Origin of the sequence: Streptomyces sp. NPDC058653 (assembly GCF_042716895.1) — a bacterium.
Taxonomy (GTDB): Bacteria; Actinomycetota; Actinomycetes; order Streptomycetales; family Streptomycetaceae; genus Streptomyces.
The window spans coordinates 1-13326 of sequence record NZ_JBHXRM010000054.1; the positions used below are offsets into that span (position 1 = coordinate 1).

General features: G+C 70.1%; 13 protein-coding genes. 6 read left to right on the forward strand and 7 right to left on the reverse strand.

The genetic code is table 11. From position 1 onward, the window contains the following. Positions 1–74: 74 nt before the first annotated feature. The 4 genes from ACFWU9_RS32060 to ACFWU9_RS32075 form a co-directional block, all read right to left on the reverse strand. The gene (locus ACFWU9_RS32060; RefSeq protein ID WP_384324583.1) at positions 75–1418 is read right to left on the reverse strand and encodes an amidohydrolase/deacetylase family metallohydrolase; all 1344 of its coding nucleotides are present in this window, start codon (positions 1416–1418) and stop codon (positions 75–77) included. 94 nt (positions 1419–1512) lie between these two features. Next, the gene (locus ACFWU9_RS32065) at positions 1513–1983 is read right to left on the reverse strand and encodes a RidA family protein (protein WP_384324584.1); all 471 of its coding nucleotides are present in this window, start codon (positions 1981–1983) and stop codon (positions 1513–1515) included. A 144-nt stretch (positions 1984–2127) separates the two neighbouring features. Beyond that, positions 2128–3678, reverse strand: a complete 1551-nt coding sequence (locus ACFWU9_RS32070) for an aminotransferase class V-fold PLP-dependent enzyme (protein ID WP_384324585.1) — start codon at positions 3676–3678, stop codon at positions 2128–2130. 317 nt (positions 3679–3995) lie between these two features. After that, entirely contained in the window at positions 3996–4475 is a 480-nt protein-coding gene (locus tag ACFWU9_RS32075; RefSeq protein WP_384324586.1) for a hypothetical protein, read from the reverse strand. A gap of 343 nt (positions 4476–4818) precedes the next feature. Here ACFWU9_RS32075 and ACFWU9_RS32080 point away from each other — a divergent pair, with 343 nt between their 5' ends. Next, a complete protein-coding gene (locus ACFWU9_RS32080; protein WP_384324587.1) occupies positions 4819–5379 on the forward strand; it encodes an SRPBCC family protein in 561 nt (186 codons plus the stop codon). A 27-nt stretch (positions 5380–5406) separates the two neighbouring features. On the opposite strand, the gene ACFWU9_RS32085 is transcribed toward ACFWU9_RS32080, so the two are convergent. Beyond that, positions 5407–6033, reverse strand: a complete 627-nt coding sequence (locus ACFWU9_RS32085; protein ID WP_384324588.1) for a hypothetical protein — start codon at positions 6031–6033, stop codon at positions 5407–5409. A gap of 125 nt (positions 6034–6158) precedes the next feature. Between ACFWU9_RS32085 and ACFWU9_RS32090 the strand changes: the two genes are divergently transcribed. From ACFWU9_RS32090 to ACFWU9_RS32110, 5 genes are all read left to right on the forward strand, one after another. Further along, a complete protein-coding gene (locus ACFWU9_RS32090; protein WP_384324589.1) occupies positions 6159–6914 on the forward strand; it encodes a VOC family protein in 756 nt (251 codons plus the stop codon). A gap of 134 nt (positions 6915–7048) precedes the next feature. Next, positions 7049–7411 (forward strand): VOC family protein, encoded by a 363-nt coding sequence (locus ACFWU9_RS32095; RefSeq protein WP_384324590.1) that lies wholly within the window; start codon positions 7049–7051, stop codon positions 7409–7411. 79 nt (positions 7412–7490) lie between these two features. Further along, complete coding sequence (locus ACFWU9_RS32100; protein WP_384324591.1) at positions 7491–8474, forward strand: aldo/keto reductase; 984 nt, start codon at positions 7491–7493, stop codon at positions 8472–8474. A gap of 45 nt (positions 8475–8519) precedes the next feature. Continuing rightward, complete coding sequence (locus tag ACFWU9_RS32105) at positions 8520–8948, forward strand: pyridoxamine 5'-phosphate oxidase family protein (protein WP_384324592.1); 429 nt, start codon at positions 8520–8522, stop codon at positions 8946–8948. A 91-nt stretch (positions 8949–9039) separates the two neighbouring features. Then, positions 9040–9606 carry a GNAT family N-acetyltransferase gene (locus ACFWU9_RS32110; RefSeq protein WP_384324593.1) on the forward strand — a complete coding sequence of 189 codons (567 nt, stop codon included), beginning with the start codon at positions 9040–9042 and terminating at the stop codon, positions 9604–9606. Here the strand turns inward: ACFWU9_RS32110 and ACFWU9_RS32115 are convergent. Both ACFWU9_RS32115 and ACFWU9_RS32120 read right to left on the reverse strand, forming a co-directional pair. Next, positions 9596–10849, reverse strand: a complete 1254-nt coding sequence (locus tag ACFWU9_RS32115; RefSeq protein WP_384324594.1) for an SGNH/GDSL hydrolase family protein — start codon at positions 10847–10849, stop codon at positions 9596–9598. The two genes, ACFWU9_RS32110 and ACFWU9_RS32115, sit on opposite strands and share 11 nt — an antisense overlap. Continuing rightward, positions 10846–13323 carry a glycoside hydrolase N-terminal domain-containing protein gene (locus ACFWU9_RS32120; RefSeq protein ID WP_384324595.1) on the reverse strand — a complete coding sequence of 826 codons (2478 nt, stop codon included), beginning with the start codon at positions 13321–13323 and terminating at the stop codon, positions 10846–10848. Before ACFWU9_RS32120 ends, ACFWU9_RS32115 begins: the two co-directional genes overlap by 4 nt. Positions 13324–13326 lie beyond the last annotated feature (3 nt).

Here is a 13326-nt window from a genome sequence, read left to right on the forward strand (position 1 = left end):
GCGGTCGGGAGCGGCTCTGTCGTTCCGGGTTCCTCGTTCTGCTTCTGTCGTACGGTCAGGGGCCGTCGGTCCTGTTACGGGGCCGTGTGCTCCTCGTTGGGCTTCTCGCCCACGGCGCCCGGCTTCCACGGCTCGGCCGTCCGGCCGTTGAGGTCCCACACGACCTCACCCGCACGCACCGTCAGCTCGGTGACCAGCTTCTCCTTGCCGTCGATCCGCAGGCCGAAGCTGTCCGCGTAACCGAACGTGCCCTTCTCCAGGTCGAAGACCGCGATGTCGGCCGGCGCCCCGACGGACAGGTTGCCCAGCTCCTTGCGGCCCAGTGCCTGCGCGGGCTTCCAGGTCGACTCCTCGATGACGTCCTTGAGGGGCTGACCCATCGTGAGGAACTTGGACATCACGTTGGACATGTCCTTCATGCCCGCGTTCATGCTGTCCGTGTGCAGGTCCGTGGAGATGGTGTCGGGCCAGAAGCCCTCCTTCTTGCCCTCCATGGCGACGTTCCAGTCGAAGCTTCCGCCGCCGTGGCCCACGTCGAAGAGGATGCCGCGGTCGCGGCCCGCCTGGAGCGCCGGGTTGAGCTTGCCGTCGTCACCGAGCTCGTGGCGCAGTCCGGAGTAGACGTGCGAGTAGATGTCGCCGGCGCGGAGCTTCTTGGTGAGCAGCTCCTCGATGCTCCGCTCCGGGCTGTCCGACCCGAAGTCGATCATCGCCGGCACACCGGCCATCTCGCCGGCCTTCACCGAACGCTCGACCGGCTCCCACGAAGGACCGTTGTAGTGGGCCGTCTTGATACCCCTGATGATCTCCGGGTACCGCTTGGCGACCTTGGCGGCCTCCTCGGCGCTCATGTTGCCGAGGTCCTGCTCCTTGTCACCGCCGGCCATGCCCTTGCCGACGATGTTCAGCATCGCCAGCACCCGGGTCTTGGACGTGTTGATGATGTTCTTCTTGAACAGTTCGAAGTTCTCCGCGCCGGACGAACCGGTGTCGAGCGCCGTGGTCACTCCGGCCCGGAAGGTGAATCCGTCCGGCGGCAGACCGAGCACACCGTCCGCGTAGGCGTCCTGCTCACCGCGGAAGAGATGGGTGTGCATGTCGATGAAGCCGGGGGCCAGGTACTTGCCCTTGATGTCGATCGCCTGCTTGGCGCGCGACGGGTCGATCTTCGATCCGACCGCCGCTATCTTCCCGTTCTTGACGGCGATGTCCATGACCCTGTCGCGGTCGTTCTTGGGGTCGATGACATGACCCCTGCGCAGCAGGAGGTCGTAGGTGACGGCGGACGCCGAGGCGTCCGGGCCCGGCGCCGGGTCGTCCGAGGACTCGCCGGTGGCGCTGCTGGCGGCCGACGCGCCCACCACGAGGGTGAGAACCGCGGGGAGTACGGCCCAGGGAGCCCGTGATCTCAGTGACATGCCAACCCCAATTTCGTCCGGTGACGCGAAGTACGGGTGGTGATGGTGCGGGCGGTGCTGATGCGAGCGGCCTCGGTACGAGCCGTGTCCCGGCTCATCGCACGGCGATGCAGTCGATCTCGACGAGGGAGTCCCCGGGGATACCGGCCTGCGCGGCGATCGTGGTGCGCACCCCGGGCTCGGGGCCGAAGCGGCCGAGGAAGACCGCGTTCATCCCGTCGTAGTCGTCGAGGGAGTTGAGGTAGACGTTGACCTTGAGCACCCGGTCCATGGACGACCCGGCGGCTTCGAGGTACTTCTCCACCTCGTCGAGCACATGCTCGGTGTGGGCGGTGATGTCGCCCTCGAAGTGCGCGCCGATGCCCGAGATGAAGACGAGGTCGCCGTAGCTGACGACCGGGCTGAACAGCGGGTTCTCCGGCGGCTCGCCGCCGCCCGGGTAGTGGATCTCCTTCTCGGGCTTGTGGCGCTCGCGGTCCTCGGCGGCCTTGACGGCCAGTGCCGGGCTCGCCGCCACGGCGGCCACCACCGGAGCCTTGCGGATGAAGTCCCTGCGGTTCGTCACGCGTCCTCCTTCGTCCGTGCCCGCGCGTGCGCGGGCACGGAACGTCAATGGGATTGCTGCTGAGGGGAGTTGTTCGGGGGGAGCGGGGTCCCGGCCGGGCCTGGCCGGGCCTGGTCCGTGCGGGCCGGTCCGGGAGCGCGGGGCTCAGCCGCCGCGCTCGGCCTTCCAGGTGGCCTTCAGGTACTCGCCCATGTTGAGATCGCCGCTCATCGAGTCGCCCTTGAGCGTTCCGGTGAAGGTGAAGTCGAGTGCGTCACCGGACGATTCGCTGAGTGTGCTGCGTACGGTCACGGTCTTGCCGCTGACCGATCCGGTGGCCTTCCTGGACACGTACTCACCGGTGTGGGTACCGGTGATCCCGGCGCCGTCCTGCGTCAGTTCCAGCCGGTGGGCGCTCGAACTGCCCGCCAGGTACTCGATTTCGAGCGTCCAGGTGCCCGTCGCGTCGACCGACGGCGGAAGCGGCGCGGCCGGCGGCTTCGGCGGATCGGTGAGGATCCGGACCAGTGCGTCGGCGATGATCTTCTCCTCGCCGGGCTGAAGCATGTACGGCGTGATCGACACACCCGTCCGCGTGGGGTCCTCGCCGGCGGACGCGTTGAGCGCGATACGGGGCTCGGCCTCGTACAGCGTGTCCGTCACGGTCCGGCCGGAGACGCCGAGCCTCTTCTCGTTCCAGGTGATCGTGAGTGAGGGGGTGCGGTTCGACAGGCTGTCCGGCTGCGTGACCCTCGTCTTCACACTGCCGATCGCGGAGACCCGGCGCGAGATGGACCTCAGCCAGGACTCCCACCGCTCGAACTCGGCGTCGTGGTCGCGCTGGACCCACATCTCGACGGCGGCCAGCATGCCCATGGCCTCTTCCTTGCCGACCTTGTAGCCGCGGCCGATGCCGTGGTGGGGCGCGCTGCTCACCCACGCCGCGCGGACGAGATCCTCCCGGCCGAGCAGCAGACCCGCCGACTGCGGGCCGCGGATGGCCTTTCCGCCGCTGTAGGCGACCAGGTCCGCGCCCCGCTCCAGGTGCACGTTGGGGATGGTCAGGATCTCCGCGGCGGCGTCGACCAGGACCGGCACGCCCTTGGGCCCCGCGATGGCGGCGATGACGTCCGTGGGGAGTTCGCTCTCGTCGACCCTCGGACCGGCCATGATGTAGATCAGCGCGGTCTGCGGGCCGATGGCCTGCTCCAGCTCGTCGGGTGTCGACACCTCGACGACCTTCACGCCGACGGCGCTGACGGCGTTCTCGTACACGTTGCGCGAGTGCGCCGGGATGATCACTTCGGTCTTCTCGAAGCCCGTCAGATCGGGCAGCCGCACATGCAGATCGGGGTTTCCGCCCGCGACGCACGCCGTGGTGGCATGCGTCAGCGCGGCATGACAACCGGACGCCACCAGGCTGTGCTCTGCCTTGGTGATCTTCGCCAGCCGCCTGCCCACCGCGTCGGCGAGTTCGTCGAGATGCACGTACTGTCTCGCGGCCGCGTCCATCGCGTCCCGCACCGCCGGCAGCATCAGCGAACCGCTGATGATCGTGTACGTGCCCCGCGCGTTGATCAGCGGCCGTACGCCGATCCGTCCGTAGACGTCCTTGCTGGCCTTGCCGGCCGCTGCCGCCGTCCCCCCGGTGGACTGCGCCAGTGCCTCGGTCGCGCCGCCGAGCAGCGGCCCCAGGGAGAGGACACCGCCCGCCACCGCACCGCGTTGCAGAATTGCACGACGGGAAAGAGCACTACTTGGCATTCCGACTCCCGTGTCGACTTGTGAGTCAATGTGCGGACCACGGTAAGGAGCCGGGAGGCAACTGTTAAGAGCGTCTTCCAGATGACAGTATTCGATTTCCGGATCGGTGTCTGACCTGCGGATTCAAATAAAAGGGGGTCGACCGTTGAACAATTTACCGCCGGATTGCGTAGGGCATGGGGAGTACCCGGGATTCCCGTTCCGAGAACCGCGTGCGACCAGAGGGACCCGCGCCGCGCAAGGCCGCCAACAGGCTCCGGGGGGCCGGCTCAGAGTGCCGGTTCCACTTCCAGGAAGCGCCGGCGACGCGGGCCGCGGTAGAGCAGCGCCTCCCAGCCCAGCGGGGTGAGCGCGGCGGCGCACTCGGTCAGTCGCCGCTCCTCGTCCTGGGCCGCGCCGCTCCCGTGGGGCCCGAGCCACTCCACCCGTACGGTGCCGGGGCGTTCTCCCTCGGCCACCCGGAATCCCGTGGCCGTACGGCTCCCCTCGGCGTCGACCGCGGAGGGGGTGATGCCGGCGGCCTCCAGAACGAGGGCGACCGCGCGGACCGGTTGGTTCCGCTCCCAGGCGGCGGGAACGGCGGCGGGATCGGAGGCGGTGGTGTTGGTCAGACGGCGGATCTGCGACAGGCCGCCGAAGGCGACCCGGACCTCGGCCGCGCGGACCTCGGGCGGCACCGTCGACGGCGGGCCGTCCCCGGTCGCGGCGGCGAAACCGCCCGGCCTCTCCGCGTCAGCCCCAGCCGTCATGCCTGAACAGTAAAGGAGGCCCCGACCGGACGGGGGAGACCGGTCGGGGCCGTTCAGGCGGGGTGCGGACGGCGGTCGCCTCGCGGCGGCAGGCTCCACAGGGCTTCAGCCGAACGATCTTCCCTGTGGGCATTTATTAATGGGGCCCGGGGACTCTGTTCCGTCCACACCCACACTGATCTCAACGGCGACCGGTCGGCGAATGTTCCCGGGATGTTCCGGTCGTCCCTTTCGGTCCCCACGGTGGGCGGGAGCCGGGCGCAGGCGGACGCCGAACCGTTGTCAGTGGCCGGTGATAGACCGGAACCGTCAGGCCTTCCGGCCGCCCACCCGAGGAGACCCCATGGCCCCGAGCCCCACCCCGACCTCGATCCCGAACCCGATCCCGGTCGGCAGGTTGCTGCGTACATCCGAGGGCGTCGACCTCGTCCTTACCCGGGACTTCGCCCTCCCCGTCGAAGAGGTGTGGGCGGCCGTCACCGAGCCCGACCGCACCGCCCTCTGGTTCGGCCCGTGGGAGGGCGACGGCGCCCCCGGCGGCAGCGTGCGCGTGCGGATGGTCTTCGAGGAGGAGGGCCCCTCCACGGAGGTGACCGTCGAGGTGTGCGAGGCACCCCACCGGCTGATCCTCACGACGGTCGACGAGGCGGGCAGCTGGAGGCTGGAGCTGAAGCTGTCGGGCACGACGGGGGAGGCGGCCGACGGCGGTACGGATGCGGCGCCCGGTACGGAGCTCCAGTTCATCCAGCACCTCCGCACCGAGGACGGCCTCGGTGAGATCGGCCCCGGCTGGGAGTACTACCTGGACAAGCTCAGCGCCTCCCTGGACGGCACACCCCACCGCACATTCGATGACTACTACCCGGCGCAGAAGGCGTACTTCGAGGGACTGACGGCCGAGTAGCCGGGCACACCGGCCGAGGGGGAAGGCTCACAGCGCCCAGTGCGCCGAGGCCGCCGACGTACGCGTACGGCCGAACTCCAGCGTGGTCAGGACCGCGTCCGACGGCAGGTCGAAGACGAGCCACCCACGCGCCGTCCGGCCGGTGGTGAGCGGCACCGACCAGGTCATCATCGGGCCCACCGTCAGATCGGCCGACGCGGGCAGCGGCGCGTGCCGGTGGCCGGAGGCGTCCACGGCCGTGAAGCTGTGCGCGACGTCGTGTCCGTACGGCCGTGCGCCCGCGTTGCTCACCTCGGCGAGGACGGCGACCCACTTCCTGCCGTCGGCGGCGCGCGCCTTCCTCGCCGTTGCCGTGCCGCTCCCCGAGCGGGCGCCTCCGGTGCCCGTGGCCCGGGACGCCTCGTCGACGACCGCCGTCACCGCCAGGGCCAGCATCGCCTCGTCGTGACCGTCGGGATGGTTCACGAGCACGGTGTCGCCCAGCAGCACGGCGGTCCGCGCGGGCCGTACGGTCCGCGCGGACCGCCCGTCGTCGGACTCCGTGTCGCTCGGCGCGGATACGCAGCCGGTCAGGCCGGTCAGTGTGCACGCGGCACCGACGGCTACGGCGAGAACCGTACGACCGAGGGAGCCCCGCCTCGATGAGCGTGTCATGACCGAATGATGGAGCGCCCGATCGTGTACGCGGCGTTCATCCGGGGGTGTTTCTAGGACATGTTCTGTCCTGGACGGTGCCTACGTTGGAGCCATCGCGTCAGCGCCTCACGAAGGAGCACATCATGAGCGTTCTCAGTTCCAATCAGCCCGAGGGCACCCCCACCTGGATCGAACTCAGGACCCCGGACCGCGAGGGCGCGCTCGTCTTCTACCAGGCACTCTTCGGCTGGGACTTCGAGCCGTACCCGACCGGTGAGGCGGACGGCACCGTCTGTCTGCTGCGCGGCCGGCCCGTCGCCGGGATCGTCCCGGACCCGGACCGGACCAGCGCGGTGTGGACCATGTACTTCGCCACCGACGACTGCGACGAGACCGCGCGGCGCGTCACGGAGAGGGGCGGCCGGCTGATCGAGGCACCGGCGGACCTGGCCGACCATGCCCGTACGGCCGTCGCGGTGGACGCGGTCGGTGCCCGGTTCGGACTGTGGCAGGGCCGTTCCCGGCTCGGCAGCGAGATCGTGAACGAGCCCGACTCGCTGGTGCGCAACGATCTGATCACCCCCGACCCCGAGCCCGCCCGCGCCTTCTACACGGCGCTGTTCGGTTTCACACTGGACGGCAACGACGAGGTGCCCGAGCTCGACTTCACCTTCCTGCGCCGTCCCGACGGGCACGAGATCGGCGGCATCATCGGCAGCTCAGACGTGCCGACCTCCGCCTGGGGAACGTTGTTCGCCGTGTCCGACGCGGACGCCGTGGCCGCGCGCGCCACCGAGTCCGGAGGCTCCTCCACCGAGCCCGAGGACACCCCGTACGCCCGCATGGCCACTGTCACCGACCCGGCGGGCGCGGTGTTCTCGGTCGGCAAGGCACCGTAGGCGGCACGGCGGTCATGTCGGGCGCGGACGACCGATGAGTCACGCGCCCGCCGCCGGTCAGCAACGAGAAAGCATCCCTGTGCCGAAGGCCGCCCCCTCGGGGGAGCCGAGCGGCCATCAGTAGGAGGAAACACATGTCTGGCACGATTCAGCCGATGGTCATCTCACCCGCGATCGACCGGCTGCTGGCCTTCTACCAAGGACTGCTCGGCGCGGAGGAGACCTCCCGCACCCCTGACGAAGGGGCGCCGTTCTTCATCAATCTGCGGGTGGGCGACTCCGACCTCGGGCTGGTGTCGGACGCGGACGTCGACCTCGGCGCGGCCCAGCGGATGCTGCTGAGCGTCGCCGTCTCCGACGTGGACGAACTGCTGCCACGCGTGGAGGAGTTGGGCGGGCAGACGCTCGGGCCCGCCAACGACATGCCCTGGGGGCAGCGGGTCGCCCACATCAAGGACCCGGACGGCAACACCGTCAATCTCACCCAGCAGATCTGAGACGGGCCCCCCGGCCCCCGGCCGCCCGCCCCTGCCCCGCCCCTCGGAGCCGTACGGACCCCGACGTAGCATCGTCCGTATGGAAAAGCGCGTACTGGGCAGGACGGGCCGAGAGGTCTCCGTCGTAGGACTGGGCACATGGCAGCTGGGGGCCGACTGGGGTGACGTCGCGGAGGCCGACGCGTTCGCCGTCCTCGACACGGCGCTCGAAGCGGGTGTGACCTTCTTCGACACGGCGGACGTGTACGGGGACGGCCGCAGCGAACAGCTCATAGGCCGGTTCCTGAAGAACCGCCCGGACGCCGGCGTCCTCGTCGCGACGAAGATGGGCCGCCGGGCCGAGCAGCGTCCCGAGAACTACAGCCTGGACAACTTCCGCGTCTGGAACGACCGCTCACGTGCCAACCTCGGCGTGGACACCCTGGACCTGGTCCAGCTGCACTGCCCGCCCACGGCCGCCTACTCCACCGACGCCGTCTTCGACGCGCTCGACACCCTGGTCGCCGAGAAGCGGACAGCCGCCTACGCCGTGAGCGTCGAGACCTGCGCCGAGGCGCTGACCGCCATCGCCAGGCCGGGCGTCGCCTCCGTACAGATCATCCTCAACCCCTTCCGTCTCAAGCCGCTCGAAGAGGTGCTGCCCGCCGCCCGGGAGGCGGGCGTCGGCATCGTCGCGCGGGTCCCGCTCGCCTCCGGACTGCTCTCCGGCAAGTACACCAAGGACACCGTCTTCGCCGCCGACGACCACCGCAGCTACAACCGGCACGGCGAGGCGTTCGACCAGGGCGAGACCTTCTCCGGCATCGAGTACGCCACGGGCCTCGCCGCCGCCGCCGAGTTCGCGGACCTGGCCCCCGAGGGCGCCACACCGGCCCAGACCGCGCTGCGCTGGATCATCCAGCAGCCCGGCGTCAGCAGCGTCATCCCCGGCGCCCGCTCCGTCGAGCAGGCACGGTCCAACGCCGCCGCGGCCTCCCTGCCGCCCCTGTCGGAGACGACGCTGGACGCGGTGCGCGAGGTGTACGACCGCCGCATCCGTGCGGAGATACACCACCGCTGGTAAGGATGACGGGACAGATCCCCGCACTTCACGCGAAGGAGACATCCCGTGGCCCTCAGCAGGGAAGAACGTGAGCAGTTCCTCGTAGAGCCGCACATCGGCGCACTCTCCGTCGACTCCGGCGCCCCCGACCGGGCGCCGCTCGTCGTCCCTGTCTGGTACCAGTACACGCCGGGCGCCGACCTCTGGATCGTGACGGGCGCCGACTCCCGCAAGGACAGGCTGATCGTGGCGGCGGGCCGCTTCTCGCTGCTCGCCGAGCGGACCGAGCCGACGGTGCGGTACGTCTCCGTCGAGGGGCCCGTCACGGAACGGGCCCCCTGCACCCGTGAGCAGTTCGTCGAGATGGCGGCCCGCTATCTGCCCGCGGACACGGTCGACGAGTACGTCAACGCGTCGGCCGGCGACCAGGGCGAGCAGGTCGTCTTCCGGATGCGGCCCCAGCGGTGGCTGTCGTCGGACCTCGGTGTCTTCTGAGCGCGCCCCGGTGGTGACCACGGTGACGGCAGGGGTCCGAGGGGCGCCAAAAGCAGTGAGAATCGAATCACTGATCTATTAGCGTGCCCTTATGGAGAAGCCACTGAAGGGTGCTCTCGTCGTCCTGCGACCCGCCGTCCCGGACGACATCCCCGCACTCGCCGCCATCCGCGCCACGCCCGAGGTCCACGCCACCTGGCGCGGCGGCGACGATCTGATCCTGGCGGTGACGGAGGATCTCGACGAGCCCGACGTCACCTCGCTGGTGATCGAACTGGACGGCGCCACCGTGGGCGCCGTCCAGTTCGGCTCCGAGGAGGACGCCGACTACCGGCACGCGAACGTCGACATCTACCTCGATCCGGCCGTGCACGGCCGCGGGGTGGGCACCGACGCAGTACGGACCCTGGTCAGACATCTGATCGACGACCTCGGCCACCACCGCGTGGTGATCGATCCGGCCGCCGACAACACCGCGGCCATCAGGTGCTACGGCAAGGTCGGCTTCCGGCCCGTCGGGATCATGCGGGAGTACGAGCGCGGTGCCGACGGGACCTGGCACGACGGACTTCTGATGGACCTCCTCGCCGGCGATCTCACCACCGGTCCCATCAGCGATCTCACCGACGGGGCGGACACCATCGGTATCACCGGGTGAGGGACGCCTCCCGGCCGCACTCCAGGGCCTTCAGCGAGACCGCGTCGGCCATCGCCTGCATGCCCTTGTCGTTGGGGTGCAGATGGTCGCCGTTGTCGAACGTGGGCAGCAGCCGCTCCGCGTCGTACGGGCTGCGCACCACCTTGTCGAAGTCCACGACCGCGTCGACCACCCCGCTCGTGCGGATCCACTCGTTCACCTCCGCACGCACGGCCTCCCCCTCGGCGTCCCACTCCGACCAGCCCTTGAACGGCATGACGGTGGCGCCGACGACACACAGGCCCGCGGCGTGCGACCGGTCGACGATCTCCCGGTACCCCGCCGTCAGGGACGCGGCGGTGACGCCGGTGTGGGCCTTGATGTCGTTGACGCCCTCGAACAGGAACACCGTCCGCACCCCGGGCAGCGACAGCACGTCACGGTCGAGCCGTCCGAGCGCGCTCTGCGCGGCCCCGTCCGCGAGGACCTTGTTGCCCGAGATCCCCGCGTTCGCCACGCCCTTGACGGTGCTGTCGGCCGAAGCGCCCAGCCGGCGGGCCAGGAAGTCCGGCCACCGCAGGTTCTTGTCGGTGGTCGACTGCCAGCCGTCCGTGATCGAGTCCCCGAGCGTCACCACCGCGCCCGCCCCGTGGTCCGCGTCCACGGTGACCGCGTCGAGGTGGAACCACGACCCCAGCCGCTCCGTGTACGCCTCGTCCCGCTCCTGAGCCGTACGGTCGCCGCTCGTCGCGTACGACGTCGCGAGCGCCATCCCGTGCCCGGTGGCGGGCCCGGCCGTCTCCCGCACGTACAGACTGACGGCCAGATCGCTCATCGGCGCCACCCGGCCGGGCAGCGGATCGCTGTAGCGGATCTCGCCCGGCGCCAGGGTCACGGACCCGGCGCCGTCGAAGCGGAGCTTCCTGTTGCTGCCGGGGCGCAGCCGGGCACCGCTCTCACGGAGACCGGCGTACGCGCTCCCGATCACCAGCGGGCCCTCCCCGAACGCGTTGGAGACCCGGACCCGCAGACCCGTGCCGCCCACGCTCGTCCGCACGATCAGCCGGTAACTCCGGTCGCCGGCCGCCTCGCCCATCCGGTCCGCGCTCGCCGCCCAGGTGACGACGGCCTTGGCGGGCGGGGGAGGGACGGCCGCCGTCGACGCCCTCGCGGAGGGGACGTGCGCGGGCGCGAGAAGGATCGTGGCGAGTGTGAGCACACCGATCAGGCCGTGGCGTACGGCAGCGCGTACGGCCCCGCTCATCCGAAGTTCCGCAACGTGACGCTCCTGCCGGAACGCAGGTCCACGTCGTGCGAGACACCGCCGGCGGTGACCTTCGTCCTGCGCCCGCCGACACTGCGTACTGTCGCCTCCCGGACCTTCCCGTCCCGCCACCGGAGATCGACGACGAAACCGCCGCGCGCGCCGATGCCGGTGACCGCACCGGACCGCGCCCAGGCCTCGGGCAGCGCGGGAAGCAGTTCGATATGGCCGGGCCGCGAGTAGAGCAGCATCTCGATCATCGCGGCCGGAGTGCCGAAGTTGGACTCGATCTGGAAGATCCCGCGGCCCTTCTCGACCTCGTAGATGTCGAAGAGGTTCATCGCGGTGCCGTTGGTGCCGTCGACGGAGGGCCGCAGATTGTTGACGACCAGCTCGTACGCGTTGTCCGCGTGCTTCAGCCGCGCCCAGCACAGGGCGCGCCAGGCGTTGGCCCAGCCGAAGCTCTCCATCCCACGGGCGGTGAGGAGTTCGGTGGCTCCCTCGACCAGCGCCGCGGGCGAGGCGTCGGGACGGATCCGGTCACCGGGGAACAGGCCGATCAGCGGGGAGAGATGACGGTGCGTCGTCTCGCCGAGATTGTCGGGCGACATCCACTCCTGGAGCCAGCCGGTCTTCGGGCTGACCTCCGGCAGGTACAGCCGCTCCTGGAGCCCGGCGATCGTCCTGGCGAACGCGGCGTCCCTGCCGAGGAGTTCGCAGGCCTCGCGGTAGTTGACGAACAGATCGCGGACCACCTCCTGCGCGTAGGTGATGCCCTTCGCGTCCTGCGGGCCGTGCTCGGGGGACCAGTCGTTGTCGGCGACGAGGACCTCGCGGTCCTCACCGGTCCCCGGGTCCTTGACCGTCAGGGTAACCAGCCGGGTCTCCCAGAACTCGCAGGCACCCTTGAGCATCGCGTAGATCTTCTTCACATGCCCGAGGTCCCGCGTGTACTGGTAGTGCTCCCACAGCGTGTTGCACAGCCACGCGTTGCCCGGCGGGTGCCACCACCAGCCCAGTCCGCCGTAGATGTTCGTCGAGTACGCCACCGTCCATCCGGCGACCTTGCCCGAGGAGTTGCGGAACCGGTTGCGCGGATCGTTGAAGTGCGCCCGCGTCAGCTCGGACCAGACCGGCAGCTGCGCGAGACAGTAGTCGGTGAACGCGTCGAAGTTGCGGGAGAGCGCCGTGCGGTCCGCCATCCAGTAGTTCATCTGGATGTTGATGTCGGTGTGGTAATCGCCCATCCAGTCCGGGTCGTTGCCGTCCAGCCAGGGCCCCTGGAGGGCGACCGGCAGACCGTCCCGTGAACTGCTGATCATCAGATAGCGGCCGAACTGGAGGTACAGCGCCTCGAGTTCGGGGTCGGGCACGTCCTGCTGCGTACGGTGCTTCAGCCGCTCCCAGGTGTCGAGCGCCCGCTGTTCGCCGGTGGAGGGGCCGAGCGAGACGCTCATCCCCTCGAACTGGTCGCGGTAGTCGGCGACATGGGTGTGCAGCAGTGTGGTGGGGGAGTGGCGTACGGCGTCCCGGACCTTGGTCCTGGCGAGCGCGACCGGATCGAGGTCCGGGTCGCGGTAGCCGGTGGTGTGGTCGGGCGCGTAGTTCGATCCGCCGCTGATGACGACGGTCAGCTCGGCGCACCGGGTGAAGACGATCCGCGAGCCGCTCGTGGTGACGGAACCGCCTGTGCCGCGCGCGGTGACGGCGGCGCCGTACCGCAGCCCGTTGGCGAACTCCGCGCCGAGGAAGAGGCCCCCGCTCCCGCCGTCCGCCGACGTCGTCTCGCCGTGGGTGCCGTCGAGCGAGATCGTCCCGGTGTAGTGGCCGCCGCCCCGCTGCGAGAAGTGGACGACGACCGCGTCGTCCGGGTGGCTCGCGAAGACACGGCGCTGATAGCTGACGCCCGAGCGGACATAGCCGGAGGTGACCAGACCCTGGTCGATGTCGAGTTCGCGGCGGAAGTCGTTGACGGAGCCCAGATCGTGGTCCGGGATGTCGACGGTCACATGGGCCAGCTGGGTGAAGCTGCCGAAGTCGGCCCGCCCGTAGGGGAATTGGCCGTCCTGGTCGAGTACGTCGTTGATCCCGCCGGTCCACATGGTGGCGTCGGAGACGAAGAGCAGTTCATGCCCGGGGTCGTTGCCGACGAGCGCGCCGAGGCGCCCGTTGCCGACCGGCAGCGCCCGCTCCAGCATCGTCGTGTCACCGGCCGGGGCGCGATACCACATCCGGGTCGTCGACCCCTCGCCCTCGGCGAGCATCGGGGAGAGCGCCGGGCGCTTCGGGGGAGCGGTGGCGGCGAAGGCGGGCAGTCCGCCGAGCGCGGTGAGAGCGCCGGCGCCGGCGGCGAGGGAGAGCAGGCGCCGACGGGTGGGGCCCGGACCGTCGTCGGGGCCCGTGTCGGGGCCGTGCGGATGCCGATCGTTCACGGGACAACTCCGTTCCTGCGGAAGGGGACGTGCGTGGGACATCTG